This is a genomic window from Nonomuraea sp. CA-141351 (genome assembly GCF_050944675.1).
GTDB lineage: Bacteria > Actinomycetota > Actinomycetes > Streptosporangiales > Streptosporangiaceae > Nonomuraea.
This window is the reverse complement of the sequence record NZ_CP191982.1, coordinates 3,192,573-3,212,845: the sequence shown is the minus strand read 5'-3', so window position 1 is coordinate 3,212,845 and position 20,273 is coordinate 3,192,573. Positions and strand designations below refer to the sequence as shown.

17 protein-coding genes are annotated in these 20,273 nt (G+C 71.3%); 8 read left to right on the top strand and 9 right to left on the bottom strand.

Features of this window, described 5'->3' with window-relative positions:
- Window positions 1-110 precede the first annotated feature (110 nt).
- Window positions 111-1,274, top strand: coding sequence for an acyl-CoA dehydrogenase family protein (locus ACQPWU_RS15485; RefSeq protein ID WP_433440486.1), 1,164 nt, complete (start codon window positions 111-113; stop codon window positions 1,272-1,274).
- Here ACQPWU_RS15485 and ACQPWU_RS15480 read toward each other — a convergent pair whose 3' ends face one another.
- Window positions 1,275-2,342 (bottom strand): C45 family autoproteolytic acyltransferase/hydolase, encoded by a 1,068-nt coding sequence (locus tag ACQPWU_RS15480; RefSeq protein ID WP_433440484.1) that lies wholly within the window; start codon window positions 2,340-2,342, stop codon window positions 1,275-1,277.
- Between the two features lie 330 nt (window positions 2,343-2,672).
- On the opposite strand from ACQPWU_RS15480, the gene ACQPWU_RS15475 reads away from it, so the two are divergent.
- On the top strand, window positions 2,673-3,248 hold the full coding sequence (locus tag ACQPWU_RS15475) for a Uma2 family endonuclease (RefSeq protein ID WP_433440482.1): 576 nt from the start codon (window positions 2,673-2,675) through the stop codon (window positions 3,246-3,248).
- A gap of 8 nt (window positions 3,249-3,256) precedes the next feature.
- Here the strand turns inward: ACQPWU_RS15475 and ACQPWU_RS15470 are convergent, their stop codons facing one another.
- The 4 genes from ACQPWU_RS15470 to ACQPWU_RS15455 form a co-directional block, all read right to left on the bottom strand.
- A complete protein-coding gene (locus ACQPWU_RS15470) occupies window positions 3,257-4,144 on the bottom strand; it encodes a TauD/TfdA family dioxygenase (RefSeq protein WP_433440480.1) in 888 nt (295 codons plus the stop codon).
- 95 nt (window positions 4,145-4,239) lie between these two features.
- Window positions 4,240-4,965 (bottom strand): response regulator, encoded by a 726-nt coding sequence (locus ACQPWU_RS15465; RefSeq protein ID WP_433440479.1) that lies wholly within the window; start codon window positions 4,963-4,965, stop codon window positions 4,240-4,242.
- A 127-nt stretch (window positions 4,966-5,092) separates the two neighbouring features.
- Window positions 5,093-6,211, bottom strand: a complete 1,119-nt coding sequence (locus tag ACQPWU_RS15460) for a hypothetical protein (RefSeq protein WP_433440477.1) — start codon at window positions 6,209-6,211, stop codon at window positions 5,093-5,095.
- The gene (locus ACQPWU_RS15455) at window positions 6,208-7,362 is read right to left on the bottom strand and encodes a hypothetical protein (RefSeq protein ID WP_433440475.1); all 1,155 of its coding nucleotides are present in this window, start codon (window positions 7,360-7,362) and stop codon (window positions 6,208-6,210) included. The genes ACQPWU_RS15460 and ACQPWU_RS15455 overlap by 4 nt, the downstream gene beginning before the upstream one ends.
- Window positions 7,363-7,668: 306 nt before the next feature.
- Here ACQPWU_RS15455 and ACQPWU_RS15450 point away from each other — a divergent pair, with 306 nt between their 5' ends.
- The 4 genes from ACQPWU_RS15450 to ACQPWU_RS15435 all read left to right on the top strand — a co-directional run bounded on the left by ACQPWU_RS15450 (window position 7,669) and on the right by ACQPWU_RS15435 (window position 12,312).
- Window positions 7,669-8,418, top strand: a complete 750-nt coding sequence (locus ACQPWU_RS15450) for a PP2C family protein-serine/threonine phosphatase (RefSeq protein WP_433440473.1) — start codon at window positions 7,669-7,671, stop codon at window positions 8,416-8,418.
- A gap of 81 nt (window positions 8,419-8,499) precedes the next feature.
- On the top strand, window positions 8,500-10,377 hold the full coding sequence (locus ACQPWU_RS15445) for a M6 family metalloprotease domain-containing protein (RefSeq protein WP_433440471.1): 1,878 nt from the start codon (window positions 8,500-8,502) through the stop codon (window positions 10,375-10,377).
- Between the two features lie 66 nt (window positions 10,378-10,443).
- Entirely contained in the window at window positions 10,444-11,238 is a 795-nt protein-coding gene (locus ACQPWU_RS15440; RefSeq protein WP_433440469.1) for an SAM-dependent methyltransferase, read from the top strand.
- A gap of 66 nt (window positions 11,239-11,304) precedes the next feature.
- Entirely contained in the window at window positions 11,305-12,312 is a 1,008-nt protein-coding gene (locus ACQPWU_RS15435) for an endonuclease/exonuclease/phosphatase family protein (protein WP_433440467.1), read from the top strand.
- Window positions 12,313-12,330: 18 nt separating this feature from the next.
- On the opposite strand, the gene ACQPWU_RS15430 is transcribed toward ACQPWU_RS15435, so the two are convergent.
- Window positions 12,331-14,658 carry a beta-glucosidase family protein gene (locus tag ACQPWU_RS15430; protein WP_433440465.1) on the bottom strand — a complete coding sequence of 776 codons (2,328 nt, stop codon included), beginning with the start codon at window positions 14,656-14,658 and terminating at the stop codon, window positions 12,331-12,333.
- A gap of 235 nt (window positions 14,659-14,893) precedes the next feature.
- Between ACQPWU_RS15430 and ACQPWU_RS15425 the strand changes: the two genes are divergently transcribed.
- Window positions 14,894-16,327, top strand: a complete 1,434-nt coding sequence (locus tag ACQPWU_RS15425) for a vanadium-dependent haloperoxidase (RefSeq protein WP_433440463.1) — start codon at window positions 14,894-14,896, stop codon at window positions 16,325-16,327.
- Window positions 16,328-16,393: 66 nt separating this feature from the next.
- Here ACQPWU_RS15425 and ACQPWU_RS15420 read toward each other — a convergent pair whose 3' ends face one another.
- Window positions 16,394-16,582, bottom strand: a complete 189-nt coding sequence (locus ACQPWU_RS15420) for a hypothetical protein (RefSeq protein ID WP_360703474.1) — start codon at window positions 16,580-16,582, stop codon at window positions 16,394-16,396.
- A gap of 442 nt (window positions 16,583-17,024) precedes the next feature.
- On the opposite strand from ACQPWU_RS15420, the gene ACQPWU_RS15415 reads away from it, so the two are divergent.
- Window positions 17,025-18,026 carry an ArsR/SmtB family transcription factor gene (locus tag ACQPWU_RS15415; protein ID WP_433440460.1) on the top strand — a complete coding sequence of 334 codons (1,002 nt, stop codon included), beginning with the start codon at window positions 17,025-17,027 and terminating at the stop codon, window positions 18,024-18,026.
- A gap of 354 nt (window positions 18,027-18,380) precedes the next feature.
- Here ACQPWU_RS15415 and ACQPWU_RS15410 read toward each other — a convergent pair whose 3' ends face one another.
- Window positions 18,381-19,121 (bottom strand): class I SAM-dependent methyltransferase, encoded by a 741-nt coding sequence (locus ACQPWU_RS15410; protein ID WP_433440458.1) that lies wholly within the window; start codon window positions 19,119-19,121, stop codon window positions 18,381-18,383.
- Window positions 19,122-19,128: 7 nt separating this feature from the next.
- Window positions 19,129-20,271, bottom strand: a complete 1,143-nt coding sequence (locus ACQPWU_RS15405) for a LacI family DNA-binding transcriptional regulator (RefSeq protein ID WP_433440456.1) — start codon at window positions 20,269-20,271, stop codon at window positions 19,129-19,131.
- Between the last annotated feature and the right edge of the window lie 2 nt (window positions 20,272-20,273).

Here is a 20,273-nt window from a genome sequence, read left to right as displayed (position 1 = left end):
CCCGAAGCCCCAGCGACCGCCGATGAGATTCAGAACGTCCATGGTCAACGCAGCCTAACTATGTAATATTGGATTTTCAATATTGGATCCAAAATACAGAAGGAGTCCGGATGGTCACCCCGACCGCGCTGTTCGCCATAGACACGCTGCTGACCGACGAGGAGCGGGAGATCAGGAACACGGTCAGGCGCGTGTGCGACCGGGAGATCCGCCCGCACGTCGCCGCCTGGTTCGAAGCCGGGGAGCTGCCGGCGCGCGAGCTGGCCCGCACGCTCGGCTCGGTCGGCGTGCTCGGCATGCACCTCGAGGGTTACGGCTGCGCCGGCATGGGCGCGGTCTCGTACGGGCTGGCCTGCCTGGAGCTGGAGGCGGCGGACTCCGGGCTGCGCAGCCTGGTGTCGGTGCAGGGGTCCCTCGCGATGTACGCCATCTGGAAGTACGGCAGCGAGGAGCAGAAGCAGGAGTGGCTGCCCGCGATGGCGGCGGGCGAGCGCATCGGCTGCTTCGGCCTGACCGAGCCGGACTTCGGCTCCGACCCGGCGGGCATGCGGACCACGGCCAAGCGCGAGGGCGGCGACTGGGTGCTGAACGGCACCAAGATGTGGATCACCAACGGCTCGGTCTCGGACGTGGCGGTGGTCTGGGCGAGGACGGACGAGGGGGTCAGGGGCTTCCTGGTCCCGGCGGGCACGCCCGGCTTCACCGTGAACGACGTCAAGCACAAGATCTCGCTGCGTGCGAGCGTGACGAGCGAGCTGGTGCTCGAGGGCGTGCGCCTGCCGGACGAGGCCATGCTGCCGGGCGCCAGGGGCCTGTCCGGGCCGCTCGGCTGCCTGAACGAGGCGCGGTTCGGGATCGTGTTCGGGGCGATGGGGGCGGCGCTCGACTGCCTGGAGACGACCATCGCGTACGCGGGCGACCGGGAGGTGTTCGCCAGGCCGCTGGCGTCGTTCCAGCTCACCCAGGAGAAACTCGCCGACATGGCGCTGGAGCTGGGCAAGGGCCTGCTGCTGGCCGTGCACCTCGGCAGGCTGAAGGAGGCGGGCACGATCACCCCCGAGCAGGTGAGCGCCGGCAAGCTGAACAACGTCCGCGAGGCCCTGGAGATTGCCAGGAAGTGCCGCACGCTGCTCGGCGCGAGCGGCATCACCCTGGAGTACCCGGTGATCAGGCACGCCGTGAACCTCGAGTCGGTGCTGACCTACGAGGGCACGTCCGAGATCCACTCCCTGGTCCTGGGCAAGGCGCTCACCGGGATCGGCGCTTTCCACTGATCAGAACGTCTGCCAGGACGCCTCGGTGACCTGGCACGGCCCGCCCTGGTGCACCCGCAACCGCCCCGCGGGCAGGTCCAGCGCGATCGTGGCGACGGTCTCCCACCGCTGGTTGATCGGCTGCGTCTGGTCCGGGTGGGCGCAGACGGGCGCGTCGTCGGGGCCGTGGCTGAGCATGGCCAGCGCCCGGGTGGTGTGGTCGTCGCTCTTCAGGCCCTCGGTGTTGGCCTGCAGGTGCTGGAGCCTGGCGTACGTGCTGGGCCGGTCGGTGGCGTGCCGCTCCCCCACCGCCAGGTCGGGGTCGAGGAAGTGGTTGCAGTGCTGCAGCACGCCGCCCGGCTGCGGCGGGATGACGGCGACGCCGGCCGGGGAGATCTCGATCGAGGCCGCGTCCGACGAGGTCACGGCCGTGATGACGGTGGATGCCGAGACCGTGGCGGAGCGCGCGATGTCGGCGGCCTCCTCGACCGTGGTGGCGTCGTCCAGGATCCTGCGGGCGATCAGGTGCACGGGCACGCCGAGCTCGGCGGTGTCGCACTCGTGGCGCAGGATGTTGAAGTGGATGCCGAGCCCCGCCGTGTTCACCCCGATCTTGGCCAGCGCCCCGGCCTCGGTGAACGTCCGCACGACATGCCCGGGACTCGGCTCCAGCTCCCAGAGCATGGGCGCGTCGCGCAGGTGGTCGTGCCAGTCCCAGGTCTGCACCGTACGCGGCGGCAGGTCATTGCCCGGGAGCACGACGGAGGTGGAGCACTCCCCCTCGCCGGTCGCGTCGATGGCGGCCAGGATCTCGGTGCGCGCGTTGACGACGGCGACCTGCCAGGGCTCCAGACCGGCGCCCGCCGCGATCCCGGCGATCTCCTCCGCCAGGTGCGGCGCCCAGTCGGCGCTGCGCTCCAGCGCCTGCTTGCCCCACGCGCGGACCTGCGCCGTGGTGGCGCCCGCCACGTGGAACAAGTCCGAGTAGCCGGCGAGGTTGGCGATGATCGCCTTGCGCCGGTGCGTGCCGAGCTCCTTGCCACGCGCGCGGGAATCGATTTGTGTCGACGTGAAGGTGGGAAAAGTCATGAACCATCCATCAGGTCGGCGAGCCGGGGGGTCTCGGTGGCGAACGAGGCGCGGACGCGCGTACCGTTCGGCGTCGATGTCCTGGCTCAGCTTGAACATGCTTCTCGATATGCACATGCATACAAAAGGCCACTACCCCAGGTGGCAGCGCGGCGAACCTCTCCCTTCACGCTCCCAGGAGGGCGAGTGGAGCGACTCCAGCGCCGCTTCACCACGCCGACCGGTCCGACCCGTCCCATCACGTGCACATCCGGTAACTGCGGGTAATGAAATCTGTGCAAGTAGCATGTGAGCGAGGGCGAGGTTCCCGACACTTGGTGGGTGACCGCAATGGCGACGTTCGAACCGACCGCGGAGCGCAAGGTTGTCCTTCCTCCGCCGCCGTACACAGTCGACGACCTGCTCAAGCTCCCGGACGACGGGAACCGCTACGAGCTCTTCAACGGGAGCCTACTGGTGAGCCCTGCCCCCACATCCCCCCACCAGCGCGCCATCTTCCGGCTCCAGATCATCCTCAACGATGCGGCACCGCCTGAGTTGGAGCCGCTGGCAACCGTCAATCTGCGAGTCACTGACAAGGACTATTACATCCCCGACCTTGTCATCGTGCCCGCAGACACCGCCCAGCTCATGTTCTCGCCCGAGGAGTTGCACCTCGCCGTGGAGGTGGTCAGCCCGAGCACCAAGATGCGGGACAAGATTCTCAAGGTCGGGGCGTATGCGGCGGCGGGCGTCCCCGTTTACTGGCGAGTCGAGCTGGACGAGGGGCCGGCACTCTATGTCTATGAGCTCAATGGCGACAGCTATGACCCTCCGACCGTCTACAAGGCAGGTGAGGTCGCGAACCTGACGGTGCCGTTCCCGATGAGCTTCGACCCCGCCGATCTCGACCGTCCACGGCGCTGACCTCCTCCTCAGGTCGTGGTGAGCCAGAGCCGGAGGAGATGGCGGCGGCGGTGCGGCTCCGGGTGGTCCTCGTAGGCGGTGCGGCTGTGCAGGACGACATGGTTGTTGAGGAACTGCATGTCGCCCTCCCGCAGATCCATGGTGAGCGTGAAGCGAGCGTCGTTGGTCAGTTGGTCGAGGAGTGCCATGGTCTCCTCCTGCGCCGGTGTGAACGGCGGGACGGTGGCGCCGCGCTGGGCCGAGCGCAGGTAGTCGGGGCCGTACGCGACGGACACCCCTCCACCGGGACGGGCCACGCAGATCGGCTTGGTGTAGAAGCTGTCCGGGCCGTCGCCGGTGCGGCGGTCGTGCCACCACGGCTGGTAGAGGAGCTCCGCCAGGTCGGGGCGGGTGCGGACGAGCTCGTTGTGCACCGCCACCGAGCTGACGATCGCGCTGAGGCCGCCGGATCTCGCCGGGCGCACGCACAGGAGGGCAACCACATCCGTGGGGTCGCTGTGGAAGCCGAGACGGCCGCTGTGCTGGTAGCTCTTCGCGCGGGACGGGTCGGCGCCCGTGTCGCGGACGTGCATGAGCGGCTGTGCGCCGGGGCCTTGCGGGACGACGGCGCCGACGTGGCCGGCGAGGCCGAGCGCGGCCGTCTCGCACTGCTGCTCGGTCATCTCCTCCACGGGCACCCCCTGGATCAGGGCGAAGCCGCGGCCGTCCATGAGCTCGTCGCGGACCCGGTGGAGGATCGGGGCGAGCGTCGGCAACGGGAAGCCCTCGAGGTCCCCGTGGACGGCCGCGAGCACCTCTCGCTTGTGCGCCTCCGTCAGCGGGATCCGCCAAGCATCGCCGTCGCGGAGCTCCGCACCCAGCCACTCCCCCGGTCCCAGAACCTCCGTGACCGCCATGCGTGCCACCACCTCTCCGTGAGCCGTTCGTCTCGACTCACCATGCCCTTCTCTCCTGGCGGCGGCAGCACCTCATCGCCCACGGCATAACGTCTTCACCCAGAGCGGAAGGAGCGAGAAGTGCCGGCGGCCCGCGACGTGTACACCGTCACCTCGTCCGGCTGGACCAGACCGTCCTGGATGGCGCAGATGAGGAGCTTCTCCTTGGTCGGCGCGGGGCGGCCCGCGGCGGCGTACTTGACCCTCGCCCGGTCGATGTACTGGCGTACGGTGCGCTCCTTGATGCCCATCCTGGCCGCCACCGACGCCTTCGACATCGACTGGAACCAGAACAGCAGCGCCGCACGCTCCTTGTCCGACAGCTGCGGCCGGTGCGGGCCCTCGTCCGTGGCGATCGCCTGGGCCATGGGCAGGGTGACGGTCGGCCGGTCGGCCGCCACCTCCAGGATGGTCTCCAGGCAGGACTCGCGCGTGGCCCGCCCCTTGCCGATGAAGGCCGAGGCGCCCGCGTCCAGCACCGCCCGCACCGTCTCCGGCTCCTCGTGCTCCGAGAAGACGATGACCCGCTGGCCGCTCGCGCACAGCTCGGCGACCCGGTCCACGACCATGGTGCCGTTGAGGTTGAGGTCCAGCAGGAGCACGTCGGCCGCCACGCCGTGGACCGACTCGATGGTGGGCCCCTGAGCGACCAGCTCCACCGGGCTCGGCCCGCCGAACCACGACCTGACGCCGTCCACCACCACCTGATGGTCCTCCACCAGGGCGACCGTCACCCGCCCGTCGCCGTTCCGGTCCGCCCCCGGCTCCGTCTCCCGTCCCATCCGGTCCGCCCCCACTCCCGTCGCCTCGCCGATCCGCTCCGTCCCCAGTTCCGTCGCTTGATCGAGCGGGTGCGTTACGGGTTCGCGCGCCGGCCCCCTCCGACCGGCGCGCTCCCCGCCCCACCCCTCATGGGCCCTGCCAAATGCTGTTGACCCACACGTCCCCTCCCTGCCGCTGGTAGGTGACGACGACCCCGCTCGGCTCGTGTACCGGAGTGGTGCTGATGGGCAGGTCGTCGCTGTCGGCCACGACGGCCACGCTCACCAGGGTCGACATCGCGGACACGGTCACCCTGGCCCGCGACCGCGCACCGTCCAGCGCCCGGACGGGCGCCCTGAGCAGATCCTCCCGTACGCCTTCCGGCAGCACCGGCATCCGCTGCCCGAACGGCGGCGCCGTCACCAGGACCTGGCGCCGTTCGGCCGCGTCGATGCGCTCGCGCAGCACGGACACCAGTTCGTCGGGTACGTCCTCCCGCTCCGTGATGAGCCGGCGCAGCCGCATGGCCCCGGCCGTGCAGTCCTCGCGTACGCGGGGATCCCCTGGGTCGGCCCCGTCGGCGAGCTGCTTGAGCAGCGACTCCGCCACGTCACGGATCGCGGCGTACCGGCGGAGCCGGTCGGCGTGGATGCGCTGGGCGGACGCCCGCCAGGCGTCGTCGGCGATCAGCCGGCGGGCCAGCAGCGCGGCGTCCTCGGCCCGGACGCGGAGCGTGTGGCAGCCCGCCGCGTACCCGAGCTGGAGCGTGATGCTCCCGACCATGACCATGAGGTACTTGGCGATGGAGACCCGGTCGACCGTCCCCGTCACGATCATCGCGGCCAGCATGACGCCGGCGTTGACGGAGAGGAACGCGATCAGCTCTCTCCGCCAGCGGGGCCGGTTCCACAGGAGCATGACGCCGAGCCAGCCCACCGAGCCCCAGCCCCAGTCGGCGGCGCCCAGCAGGTCCTCGGGGCGGCAGGACACGATCACCGCGACGTCCACGGCCAGCACGGCGACAGCCGGCCGGCCGGCCCTGGTCAGGCCGCCGAACGTCCCTATCAGCGATCGCGCGGCGATCACCGCGATCGCCGTGTAGCCGATCCAGGCGACCGCCGCCAGGCCCGGCCAGCGGAAGGACGGCCAGCCCGCGACGGTGACGGTGAGGTCGTAGCCGATGTGCCAGGCCGCGGTGATCACCACGGCGCCGATGGCGGTGTAGCGGGCGTAGCGCTGGGCGACCTCCTCGATGTCATCGGTCATGGCCGCCACCACAGGCTCACCCGGGTGCCCTGGTCGCCGGACCGGATGTCGGCACCGGCGTTCGGCAGCGAGCGCATCGTGTCGAGGATCGACCCGCGCACGCCGAACCGGTCGGGCGGCACCCGCGCGGGGTCGAAGCCGCCGCCCGCGTCCGCGACCTCCACCCGGATCTCCCCGTCGCGGCGGCTGGAGACCAGCTCGGCCTCGCGCACCCCGGCGTGCAGCGCCACGTTGGCCAGCGCCTCGGTGACCGCGCGGGCGAAGCGCTCGGCGACCTCCCCCGGCACCGTCTCCGGCGTCAGCCGCCTGCGGACGGCCAGCCCCGTCGCCCGCCCCGCCACCTCGTCGAGCAGGGCGTCCAGGGCGATGGGCGCGTACCGGGCGCGTGGCCTGTCGCGCAGCTCCTCCAGCGCCGCCAGGTCGGCCGCCGCCTGGCGGCGCAGCGTGCGCGATGGCCCCTCGTACGTGCCCAGCCCGACCATCGTCAGCGTGTGCAGCGACGTCTCGTGGACGCTGCCGACCTGGCGCAGCTCGTCCTCGCGCCTCAGCCGATCGACGACGAGCGCGATCTCGGCGCGGGCGCTGTCCCGCAGGAACGCGTCCGCCGAGGCGGCGGAGCGGCGCAGCAGCGTCATCAGCACCGCGATGGCGAGGATCTGCACGAGGTGGATCCCCAGCGTCCCGGCCACATCCTGGTACGGGGAGGCCAGCCGCATCCCGGCCAGGTACGCCACCGCCACGACCAGTCCGGCGGGCACCGCCGCCCAAGGCCGCCACGCGACCCCCGAGACGACGATGGTCATCGTGACCAGCCCCGCGATCCAGCTGGATCCCCCGTCGAGCGCCGCCCCCGCGACGAGATGGCGCTGTGCGAGGCAGAGCGTGATCGTGATGGCCGCGTCACCCGCCACGAGCCAGGCGGGAATCCGCTCCCTGCGCCGGGCCACGCGCAGGAACAGCCCGGTCCACACGAGGTCGATCGCCAGCGAGGGCGCCAGCCAAGCCGCTGACACCGGCGGTACGGCGGCGAGGATCGCGGCCACGACCGCCACGAGGCCCACCACGCCCCGCGCCCCCGCACAGGTGCGGGCGATGGTCCGCTCCATGTGCCTGGCCGCCGAGTCGTATCTCGTGGAGCCGGAGTGAGACATGGGCCGCCTGCTCGTGATGAGAGCACAAGAGGGGCTTCACAATAACGCATCCGGTATGAGTGGGCACGGTGTGAATACGGCCTTTTTGCGGAGGCGGGTGGAGACATGTGGCGCATGGTCGTTTCCTCCGTCCGGCACTCCTCGCGGCGTTCACCGCCTCATCGCACCGTGACCCGCCATGCGCCCGGCTGGCATGACGGCTGATCGGCCGTCATCCGCTACGACGGCCGATCAGCCGTCAGCCGCGTCTCCTCACAGGAGCGTGTACTGGCTGCGGGTCGCGACGATGCGACGAGAGGGGACCTCATGACCTTCCTGGTGATCTCCATCCTGGCCGGCTGTCTGTCGGTGATGACGGTCCGCGGCCGGCAGGGGAACTGGCCGTCCGGCATGCCGGTCGCACGGCCGCGCCTGGTGGCGGCGGGCGGCACGTACACGGGCTCGCGCGGCCGGCCGTCGGACGCGTACGTCATCCAGGAGCGGCTGGTCGCGGCGGCCCACGGCGCGGGCGGCGAGCCGGCCCACACGGCCGCGGCCCTGGCGCTGGGCGCGGTGGTCGCCGCCAGGCCGCAGTACCAGGAGGACCTCGACGAGTGCGCGCAGATCGCGCACCGCGCCGTGCGCACCGCGACCCTGCGGAGCGGCTCGGCGCACGACCTGGTCAGCACCATGGACGTGGTCGTCCTCGATCCCGGCGAGAGCCCGTCCCTGCGGTTCGCCCACGTCGGCAACGGCGCGATCTGGCACTGCGCGAAGGGCGGCGAGCCGCGGCCGCTCACGACGTCGCACTCCTTCGACGACGGCCCGCTGCTGCGCGCGCTCGGTCTGCCGTCCGCGCTCAACCCCGAGGTCGGCGCCGTACCGCTCCGCCCCGGCGACCGCGTCGTCATCGTCTCGGACGGCGCGATCAGGGCGCTGGGCGCGGCGCGCATGAAGGAGCTGCTCAGCTACGGCGCGTCACCCGGCGCATGCCTGGACCGGCTGTACGACGAGATGGCCGCGGCCGAGCCCAAGAACGACGCCACGGTGATCATCGCCGACTACGTCACGGCTTGAGTACGGGTGTACTCAGGCGAGTTCGCCTGCCCTCGGTGACTATCGGAGGGAATCTCCCACACTGGACACCGGAGGGCTCGGATGAGCGCCATATTCGGAGAGACGCTGAGCTTCACCCAGGCGGAGGGCGATGAGGTGCGGCTCGTCGTGTTCGGCGACGAGCACTACGCCCGCTACGAGACCCTCGACGGCTACACCGCCGTCTACGACGCCTCCGCCGGCGGCTACTGCTACGCCGACCTCAAGGACGGGCGGTTCCAGTCCACCGGGGTCAGGGCCGACTCCCACGACGCGCCCGGCGGCGTGCCTCGCCACCTGCGCGAGTCGGGTCCGGTCATGGCCGAGGCGCACCGGCGGCGCAGGCCCGGCACGCTCTCGGCCGAGGCGGCGGAGGACTCCGCGCTGACGTTCGGACCGAGGGGCGGGCTGCTGGAGGGCCGCAGGCTCAGCGTCGGCACCGTACGCGGCCTGACCATCCTCGTCGACTTCCCCGACCAGGCCACGACGGTCGCCCCGGCGCAGGTGGACGCGCTGCTCAACGCCCCCGGCTATCACGAGAACGGCAACGCGTGCTCGGTCAACGAGTACTACAAGACCATGTCGAGCGGCCTGCTGGACTTCACCAACGACGTCGTGGGCCCGTTCAGGATGAGCCACGACATCACCTTCTACGCCGACCCCGGCAACCACGACGTGCTGGTCCCGGAGGCGCTGCAGGCGGCCGTCGACTCGGGCGTCGACCTCACCCGGTACGACTCGCTCGGCCAGAAGGTCGTGGACGCCCTGATCGTCATGTACGCCGGCAAGACGCAGTACATCAAGGACAGCGTGCTGTGGCCGCACAACAGCGTCATCGAGCTGGAGTTCGGCGACATGCGCACCCACTTCTACCTGGTGACGAGCATGGGCGAGGGTCCCGAGCAGCTCACGATCGGCACGTTCTGCCACGAGACGGGCCATCTCCTGTGCCGCTTCCCCGACCTGTACGACTACGGCCAGCGCGACGGCGACGACTTCGCCAGCTCGGGCCTCGGCCTGTACTGCCTGATGAGCGCAGGCAACCACCTGAACGGCGGCAAGACGCCCGCGGCCGTCTGCGCCTACCTGCGCGACCTCGCCGGCTGGTGTCCCGAGAAGGTGGACCTCAACCGGGGCGGCGTGTTCCAGGCCGAGCACGGCGACTACCGCAAGGCGTTCCGCTACTCGACCGGGACGGACGAGGAGTACTTCCTGGTGGAGAACCGCTCCAAGCTCGGCCTCGACCTGCAGCTGCCGGCCGGCGGCCTGGCCGTGTACCACTGCGACACCCGCGGCACCAACGAGCTGCAGGACGGGACGCCGCTGCACCACTACCAGATCGCGCTGCTGCAGGCCGACGGCCACCTCGACCTGGAGAACAACCTCAACATGGGCGACAGCCGCGACCTGTACGGCCGGGTGGACGGCACGGCGCTGTCGCACTCGACCGTGCCCGCCAGCCTGCTGTGGAGCGGAGCCGAGTCGGGGCTGACCCTGTCGGCGATCAGCGACCCCGGCCAGGCCATCCGCTTCAAGGCGGGCCCGGTGGGGGTGAACGGCGCCGCGTTCAGCTCGGTGTCGCGCCCGGCGCTGCGCATCCCCGACAGCGATCCGCACGGCGTGGCCGACACGATCACGATCGAGGCCGAGGGGACCGTACGGACGCTGAAGGTCCTCATCGACCTCGACCACAACCACCCCGAGGACCTGCGGATCGTGCTGCACTCGCCGACCGGCCGGCGCATCGTCCTGTCGCACATGGCAGCCCTGGACACCTCGAAGCTGCTGGAGTACGCCACCGAGCCGCCGTCGGCCGTGACGCCGCTGGTGGGGCAGCCGGCGGGAGGCGGGTGGACGCTGCGGGTGAGCGACCTCTCCCCGTCGCACGCCACGGCCGGGATCCTGAGCGCCTGGCGGCTGGACATCGTCACGGGCACCTGACCGCACCTCGAGCGCGTGTCACGGCCGTCTGACGCGCGCTCGACCGGATGTCATAAGATCGTGATCGTGACCGCTCCCCACGGCATCAACCCCAACGTCCCCCATTCGGCCCGCGTCTACGACTACTGGCTGGGCGGCAAGGACAATTTCGAGGCGGATCGCAAAGTGGCCGAGCAGACCATGGCGGCGGTGCCGGGTGTGCGCGAGAGCGCCAGGAACAACCGGGCCTTCCTCGGCCGGGCCGTGCGCCACCTCACCCGGCTCGGCGTCCGGCAGTTCCTCGACCTCGGCACGGGCATCCCGAGTCAGGGCAACACGCACCAGGTCGCGCAGGCGGAGGCGCCGGACGCCCGCGTGGTGTACGTCGACAACGACCCCATCGTGATGTCGCACGCCAGGGCGCTGCTGAACAGCACGCCGGAGGGCAGGACCGCCTACATCGAGGCCGACGTGCGCGACCCGCGGAGCATCCTCGAGCACCCCGACGTGCTGGCCACGCTCGACTTCAAGCAGCCGGTCGCGCTGGTGATGGTCGCGATCCTCATGCACATCCCCGACGACGACGACCCGGCGGGGCTGGTCAAGACGTTCGCCGCGGCCGTGCCCTCGGGCAGCTACCTCGTGCTGAGCCACCTGACGCTGGACTTCGTGCCCAAGGAGACCGCCGGCACCTACCTGGCGGCCACCAGCCACCAGGCGATGCACAGGACGCCCAGGACGGGCGAGCAGATCGCGCGTTACTTCGACGGGTTCGACCTGATCGAGCCCGGGCTCGTGGCGGCCCCCGACTGGCGTGACACGCCGCTCTTCGCCGACGACCCCGCAGCCTGGATGTACGCCGGGGTCGGCCGCAAGCACTGACCCCTCAGCCGTGCGAACGCTGAGGGCGCGGCTCGGCGCTCTCCACGGCGGTCTAAGGTTCAAGCCGTGGATCAACACGGCGGGGCGAACGCGACGGTCGAGGCGGGGCGGCCCGCCGCGGCCGGTCCAGCGGCGCCGCGGAAGCGTCGCAGGCGATGGCCGGCCTGGACGGTCGTCACGCTGCTGGCCCTCTGGGCCGTCATCAGGGCCGGTGGCCTGGAGACCGGCTCGTTCCTGACCCAGCTCATGACCGTGACCCCCATCGGGGCGGGCCTCGCGGCGCTGACCGCGATCCTGTCGCTGCTCAGGCGCAACCGCCCGGCCGCGCTGGCGGCGGCGCTCGTCGGCGCGGTGATGGTGTCGGTCGTGACACCGCGGGCCTTCGGCGCCGAGCAGCCGCCCGCGAGCGGCGCGCCGCTGCGGGTCCTGGCGATCAACCTGTTCGGCCGGGGCGACGCCCAGACCGTGGTGGACCTGGTACGCAGGTTCGACGTCGAGGTGTTCAGCGCCCTGGAGCTCACCCCGGCGGAGGCCGAGCGCCTGGACGCGGCCGGGTTGAAGCAGCTCATGCCGTACCGCGTGCTGCAGGCCGACTTCGGCGCGACCGGCAGCGGCATCTTCGCCAGGCACCCGGTGACGGAGCTGACGGGCCTGTTCACACCGATCGGCCACAACATGCCCGCCGCCACCGTCACCTTGCCCGGCGGCGGCAAGGTCGAGTTCGTGGCCGTCCACCCCAACCCGCCGCTCGGCCGCATGGAGGCGGAGTGGAACGCCGCCCTGCGCGCGCTCCCCTCGCCGTCGCCTGCCACCGTCCGGGTGCTGGCCGGCGACTTCAACGCCAGCCTCGACCACCGCGCCTTCCGCGACCTGCTCGACCGCGGCTACGTGGACGCGGCCGACCAGGCGGGCAAGGGCCTGACCCCGACCTGGCCGAACCTCCGGGCGATCCCGCCCATCATCTCCATCGACCACGTCCTGGCGGACCGGCGCGTGGCCGTGCGGCGGGTCGAGATCGTGGACGTGCCCAGGACCGACCACCGCGGCGTGTTCGCCGAGCTACGCCTGCCCTAGCCCCGTCCCCGCCCTGAATCAGTGTCCCAGCGTCTTCTCGGTGGTGAGTCTGTGCCTGGTGCCGAGGGCGACGGTCTCGCCGGTGAGCCGGATGTCCGCGCGCAACGGCAGCTCCGCCGCCGACGGCCCGGCGGCGAGCACGATCGTTCCCGGCTCGACGATGCGGCGCAGGCCGAGCCCGGTGTAGGAGAAGGCGTCCGCGGGCACGTCGAACGCCACGACGCGTTCCTCCCCCGGCTTCAGCGCCACCCTGGCGAACCCGATGAGCTGGACGACGGGCCTGGCGACCTGCGCGACCGGGTCGGAGGCGTAGAGCTGCACCACCTCCTCGGCAGGCCTGGCCCCGGCGTTGCGGACCGTCACCCGGGCCTCGATCGAGCCGCTGGTGGGGCATTCGGCCCGGTCCGTGGCCAAGGCCACGTAGTCGATGGCGGAGTACGACAGCCCGTGCCCGAACGCGTACGCCGGGGTGGGGTCGAGCACCGTGATGCCGTCGGTCCTGCCGCCAAGGGGCGGTTGCAGGTAGGTGGACGGGTTGACGAAGGGCGTGCCGGGGACCTGCACGGGCAGGCGGCCCGACGGGTTCACCCGGCCGCTCAGCACGCCCGCCAGCGCAGCCCCGCCCTCCACGCCGGGGAAGAACGCCTGGACCGCGGCGGCGACCCGGTCCTTGTACGCTCCGAGCGCGTACGGCCTGCCGGACACGACGACCAGGACGGTGGGGGTGCCGGTCGCCAGGACCGCCTCCACCAGGTCCGGCTGGAGGCCGGGCAACCGCAGGTCGGGCGCGTCGCACCCCTCGCCCGACGTGCCGCCGCCGAACAGCCCGGCCCGGTCACCGACGAACACGAGCGCCAGGTCCGCCTCGGCCGCGGCCTCGGCGGCCCGGGCGATGCCCGGCCCGTCGCCGCCCGACACGTCGGTCCCCTTCTCGTACCGCACCTCGGCGTAGGGGAACTCGGCCTCGACGCTCTCCCTTATGGACGCGACCGGCAGCCCCATGCCGTGCTCCGGGTAACGGTCGAGCACGTGGTTGGGGAAGGCGTAGCAGCCCATCAAGGTACGCGGGTCGTCGGCGCACGGGCCGATGACCGCCAGCCGGGCGGTCGTGCCGGGACCGATGGGCAGCAGGCCGTCGGGGTTGCTCAGGAGCACGATGGAACGTTCCGCGACCTCGCAGGCGATCCGGCGGTTGCGCGGACTGTCCAGATCGACGCCGTCCGGGCCCTCCGGGACGAGCGGGCCGCCGTCCAGCAGGCCGAGCTCGATCTTCTGGCGCAGGACCCGGCGTACCGACTCGTCCACCACCGCCTCGGCCACCCGCCCCGCGCGGACGCCGGCGACCAGGTGCGCGCCGTACGAGATCGTCTCGGGCAGCTCCACGTCGACGCCCGCGGGCAGCGCCACCGCGCCGGCCTCCGCGGCGTCCTCGGCCACCTGGTGCATGGAGGCCAGGAACGGGATGGACCAGTAGTCGGACGTCACGGTGCCCTCGAACCCCCACTCGTCGCGCAGCAGCCGCCGCAGCAGGTCGGCGCTGGCTCCCACGGGGACGCCGTCGAGGTCGGTGTAGGAGCACATGACCGAGCGGGCCCCGCCCTCGCGCAGCGCGATCTCGAACGGCGGCAGGATCACGTCGGCCAGCTCGCGCGGCCCGATGCTGACCGGGGCGTGGTTGCGGGCGGCGCGGGAGGCCGCGTACCCGGCGAAGTGCTTCAACGTGGCGATGACCCCGGCCCCCTCCAGACCGCGTACGTAGGCCGCGCCCAGCCGGCCCACCAGGTGCGGATCCTCACCGAGGGTCTCCTCCACCCGCCCCCACCGATAGTCCCGCACCACGTCCAGCACTGGCGACAACCCCTGGTGCACCCCCGCCGCCCGCAGGTCCGCGCCGATCGCCGACGCCATCCGCTCGACCAGCTCAGGGTCGAAGGTCGCCGCCCATGCCAGCGGCGTCGGATACGCCGTCGCCCCGAACGTGGCGAATCCCGTCAAGCACTCCTCATGCGCGATCGCCGGGATGCCCAGGCGGTTCGAGGCCACCACCCGCTCCTGAAGCTCGCGCAAACGGGCCGCGCCCTCGGCGGAGGACAGCGGCGCGGTGCCGTAGACGCGGGTGAGGTGGCCCAGCCCGTGGCTCAGCTGCTCGTCCAGCGTCTCCGGGGGCTTGAACCGGTCCTGCAGGGGCGCCACGTTGCCCTCCCCGCCGTCCTGGAGCCAGACGGACCCGAGCTGCGCGACCTTCTCCTCCAGCGTCATCTCCGCCAGGAGGGACCCCACGCGTTCGTCGATCGTCCGTGCGCTGTCCCGCCAGGGCGCGAGGCCCGGCGCGTTCACTGATGTCATGGCGCCCCCCTTGTGAAACTTCGCAAGCTCATGCAGATCATCGAATTCGGACTCTAGATGCCGCTCTCAAAAGCCGTCAAGAATATTTCGGGACAATTCCGAAACTTTCGGAAATATCGGGGCCGCGCGAGGAAGGCGACTATCACCACAAGGACAGTTCGAAAATACGTTCGCACCTGGAATCGTCACGTCCCTGCCCGGACCCACCGGGGCCTGCTACACGAGGAGCCATGACATGCCCTTTCTCAAGGCCTTACGTTCGTCCCACGCGGTCGCGCTCGCCTTGATGAGCGCGACCGCCCTGGTCCTGCCCGCCTCACCCGCGCAGGCGACGAGCACCAACGTGGTCGTCACCTGGAACGAGGCGCTGCTAGCGGCGGTGCGCGGCGGCACACTGGGACCGCCGCAGGCGGCCAGGGCGCTGGCGATCGTGCACACCTGCGCCTACGATGCCTGGGCCGCCTACGACCCGGTGGCCGTCGGCACCCGGCTGGGGGGCTCGCTGCGCCGGCCCTCGCCGGAGCGCACCGAGGCCGGCAAGGCCGAGGCCATCAGCTTCGCCGCCCACCTCGCCGCGGTCGATCTCTATCCGGCGCAGCGACCCGCGTTCGACGCGCTGATGGCCGAGCTGGGCTACGACCCGGCCGACCCATCGAGCCGCCCGGCCCAGACGGGCGTGACCGCGTGCCAGGCGGTGCTCGACCACCGGCACGCCGACGGCTCCAACCAGCTCGGCGGCTACGCGGACACCACCGGGTACGCGCCGGTCAACGCGCCTGTAGTGGTCTCCGATCCACTGACCTCCCTCGCCGAGCCCGGCCGGTGGGCGCCACTCACCTATGTCAACCGGGCAGGTACGCTGGTCACACCGCCGTTCCTCGCCCCGCACTGGGGTCGTGTGGGCTCCTTCAGCGGCGCCGCCCGCGACCTCGCCGACAGTGTGCCCGCGCCGTACGCCTATCCCTCGTCCGGCTTCAGCAAGCAGGCCGCCGAAATCGTCTCCGGCACGGCCTCGCTGACCGACCGGCAGAAGGCGATCGCCGAATACTGGGCCGACGGCCCCAACAGCGAGACGCCGCCCGGGCACTGGTGCCTGTTCGCGCAGCGGATCTCCGCGCGCGACCACCACAGCCTCGACCAGGATGCGAAGATGTTCTTCGCGCTGGCCAACTCGGTCATGGACGCCGGGATCGCCTCGTGGGAGGTCAAGCGCGACCACGACTCGGCTCGCCCGATCACCGCGATCCGCTTCCTGTACCGGGGGAAGCAGATCCCCACCTGGGGCGGCCGGACGATCGACGGGGCCTCGTGGGTTCCTTATCAGGCGCCGACGTTCCCGACGCCGCCGTTCGCCGAGTACGTCTCGGGGCACAGCACGTTCAGCGCGGCGGCGGCCGAGGTGCTCAAGCGCTTCACCGGCTCCGACACGTTCGGCGAGCAAGCAGTGATCGCGAAGGGTTCGTCGCAGGTGGAGCCCGGGGTGACGCCGGTGCAGGACGTGACGTTGCGCTGGCACACGTTCACGGAGGCCGCCGACGAGGCCGGGATGTCACGTCGGTACGGTGGCATCCACTTCCCCCCGGGCGACCTGCAGGGCCGCGCCCTGGGACGGGCGGTCGGCACGGCGGCGTGGGATCGCGCCAAGGCGTACTGGACGGGCCGCGGCTGACCTTCCCATGCCGAGGCGCCCGCTCCACTGCGCTGAGAGCGGGCGCCTTTCGTGCAGCGGAGAAGGTCAGGCCGCGCTTTCCTCGGCCTCCCGATGGAGCGTCTCAAGGTCGAACGCGCCCGACTTGACCGCCGCGGTGAACGCCTCCCAGTCGCGGCGCGGGACCTCCAGCACCTTGTCCGGGTTGTCCACGTGGATGACCTCCACGTGGTCGTTGATCCGCTTGGCCGCGACGCGGCCCGCGTCTTGAGTCATGCCGCACTCCTTCCAGTGCACTGCGGAGGTGTCCGCCCCTGCCGCCTTCGCAGGATGACCGGGGCGGCTGCGGGAAGCCTTCCATCCCGGCCGGGGCACCGGCCACTGGTCCGGGTGGAAAAACCCACTCGCGGAGGTCGATCTCTTGACCTCAGATGCAAGATTGACGCCCCGGCCCCACGCAGCGTCATGCGGGCGTGAGGATCCAGTGGTGATCAAGCGGCTGTAAGAGCCTTTTAAGTGGAGAGACGTAAGTTACGCATAAATTAGCGAACAGCACCACATAGAGGACATGTCATGAACTTGACCCCAAAGCGGCAGACGCGCGTCCACAAAACCCGGAGCATCCGCATCACATAGCCAGAAGATCATCCCCAATGGATGGTTCGAGCATAGTTGAAGCATTCCTCCGGCGATGTCCCGCCTGTCTACAGTCCTACCTGTGGGGGCTCAAGTCACAAGCACCAAGGTGTGGAGCGAGCTGCACGTACGCTCCACACCCCAGCTGTACGTCTCCATCTCGCCCAACCTGACCGTCCTTGCCATGATCGCCGACGCCCTCGCCGACCGCCACCGGGGCCTGCCGGAACTCTGGCGGCGGGCGATCGCCTCGCGGGTCGGCCCGCTCGGCCACGAGGCCGTGCGCCCGCTGGCCGCCCCCGGCTACTCCGCCGCGCCCGACAGCCTCGTGCCGCGCACCCCCGTCGGCCAGGACGTCTCCGTGCAGGCCCAGATCAGCGCGCTGCACGACACTCCCCCCGACCACCTGATCAGGGATCTGGAGCAGGCGTTCGGCCCGGGCGACCCGCCCCCGCACTGGCGCTCGGCGGCCGAGCGGCCCTCCCGCTGGCTGGTCGGCTACGCCAGCGCCCTGGCCGACGTCTGGAACACCACCGAGCCCCTGTGGCAGCGCGGCCGCCTGCTGCTGGACAGGGAGGTCGAACGGATCGGTGTCGCCACCGTGCGCGGCGGCCCGGAGTTGCTGCTCGGCGCGCTCAGCGACCGCATCGCGTACGGCGAGCGCGGACTGCGCATCTCGGACGTCGAAGCCGGCACGTACGACCTGGGCGACCGCAAGATCGTCCTGGTGCCGATGCTGGCCGGCAAGGACGCCCTGATTTTCAGCCTCGACAACCCGGACGCGGTGTGGATCGCCTACCCCGTGCCGGGGGCGGACTCGCTGTGGCGCAAGCCGGTCGCGCCCGCGATGGACGAGCTGTCGGCCCTCGTGGGGCCGGTCCGCGCGGACCTGCTCTGCGCGCTCGACCAGCCCATGACCATGTCGATGCTGGCCACCGACATGAAGATCGCGCCCAGCGGTCTCACGTACCACTGCGACCGGCTGCGGGCCGGGCGGCTGATCACGCGCGAGCGGCGCGGGCGCGAGGTGTGGATCGCCCGCACGCACCGGGCGGAAGAACTGCTGGAGCTGTTCCGGCGCTGACGGAAGGGCTTGGGGCGCGCGCTGGAGACGCCTCCGCCCAGGAACAGGCCGACGTCTACCAGCGCCGCGACGAGGGCCCCCGCGGTAATCCCCGCCGCCCGCCGCCCCTCCACCACCGAATGGCCACCGACTCACAAGTCGTACATGTACGGGTCCGCGAAAACCCTAGGGCGAGGCCCGCGGATCATGAGGTCGCTTCAAATAACCTGGAAGTGTCCGGTCACCGAGCTCCTGAGTTCCTCGACGCGGGTCAACATTTCCTCCGCCCGCGCGGAGATCCGTTCCAGCTCTTCTGGATCGAAGTCGTTCACCGTACCTCCCGGCTCTCTGCGACGGCCGGCAGGCCGAGCTGCGTCACGCCTGGACGTACTGAGCGAGTAAGACGAAGCGGTGGGCGGTCGCTCTCAGCGGGCGGCCGCTCCCCATTTCCGCGTGCAGCGCGCGGAGCCGGTCCTCGTACGTGTCGGTGTGGAAGCCCGGGACCTGCCAGGAGATGACCCGCAGGTACAGCACGAGTGCTCCGATGTCGCGAAATGTCACGGGGTAGCCGGCCTCCTGGCTCCAGGTGACCTCGAGTCCGGCGGCTTCGAGCGCGGCGGTCGCGGTGGCCAGGTCCCAGGCATGGTCCTCGTGCGGCGGGCCGCCCAGCGCCGCGTTGAGCTCTTGCAGGTCGCGCCCGGCCACCTGCTGGGTGACGAACGTGCCACCCTCGGCCAGCAGGCGGCGAATCTCGTGCGGGTCGTACGATTCGTGCCGGTCGACGATCAGCTCGAACGAGCCGTCGGGGAACCGCCGGCTCGACTCGGCCACCTCAACTCCCAGGGGCTCCAGGCGGCGCCGGGCAATCGGGAGGTTGGGCGCGTATCCCTCGGTGGCCGCGGTGCGGGGCGGCAGCGGCGACAGGGACGACAGCAGCTCGCCGCCTCCGGTGCCGAGGTCGAGCAGGGACGCCGCCTTCGGCAGGCGCTCGCGCACCAGCTCCTCGTAGTCCCACGGCAGGTCGTCGGCGCTGGTCATCCGGCCGCGGAACACCGCCCAGTCCCAGCCCTCGAACGGCGTGGTCAGTGCCTCGTGGACCAGCTCCTCGTAGCCCATACCGCGATCATGCTCTGTCGCGGGGCCGTCCCGCACGCCCTTTTCCGTGGCGCGGCGGGGTGCTCTCGCGCAGGACGACGCGGGTCGGGAGCGGCACGTCCGGCGCGCTCTCATCGTCGGAGAGCGCGAGCCGCATGGCGGTCAGGCCCGCCTCCTGCAGCGGCACCGCGACGGAGGTGAGGGCGGGCACGACGTCCAGCGCCGAGCCGATGTCGTCGAAGCCCGCCACCCCGATGTCCACGCCCGGGATGACCCCGGCGTCGCGGAAGGCCGCCATGGCGCCGATCGCCATCACGTCGTTGACCGCGAACACCGCCTCCACGTCCTCGAAACCCCGCTCCACCAGCCTGCGTGCCGCGTCGTAGCCGCCCGCGCGGGTGAACGCGCTCTCGATCGCCAGCGGCTCCGGAACACCGCCGACCAGGTCCGACCCGTCCAGTCCGAACGCGCCCGCTTCCGGCCCCGACGGGTCCGGGCCGGAAGCGGTGAGCGCCCACTCGCGGAGGCCCGTCCGGAAGCCGTCGTGGCGCTCGCGGGAGGTGCGGATCTCGTCGGGGGCGTGGAAGACGGCGAAGCGCCGGTATCCCGCGTCCAGCAGCGCGCGGGCGAGGTCGCGGGCGCCGCCGTGGTTGTCGATCGTGACGGTGCCGAACGGCAGATCGCGCTGGCTGATCAGCACGACCCGGCCGCCCGCCGTCCGGTACTCCTCCAGCTCCTCGATCAGAGCGTCCCTGGTCCCGGAGCCCTCGACGCGGCTGCCTGCGACGATGATGACGCGCGGCCGCTGCCCCCGGAGCGTCCTGACGATCTCCAGCTCGCGCTCGGGCGACCCGTCCGCCACCGCCATGGTGACGATGAGCCGCGCCTCCTCCGCCGCCCGGGTCACCCCTGCGGCGATGGAGGAGAAGTACGGGTCGGCCACGTCGCGTATCACCAGCGCGACGGTCCTCGTCGAGCCCTTCGCGATGGCCTGCGCCGACAGGTGCGGCTCGTAGTCGAGCTTGGCCGCCGCCGCGCGCACCCGGCGGGCGTTCTCGGACCTGACGTTGCGTGAGCTGCCGTTGAGCGCACGCGAGGCGGTCGCGATGGACACGCCCGCCTCACGGGCGACGTCGTGGAGGGTGGGCGGGGCCTTGGACCCGTCATCCATAC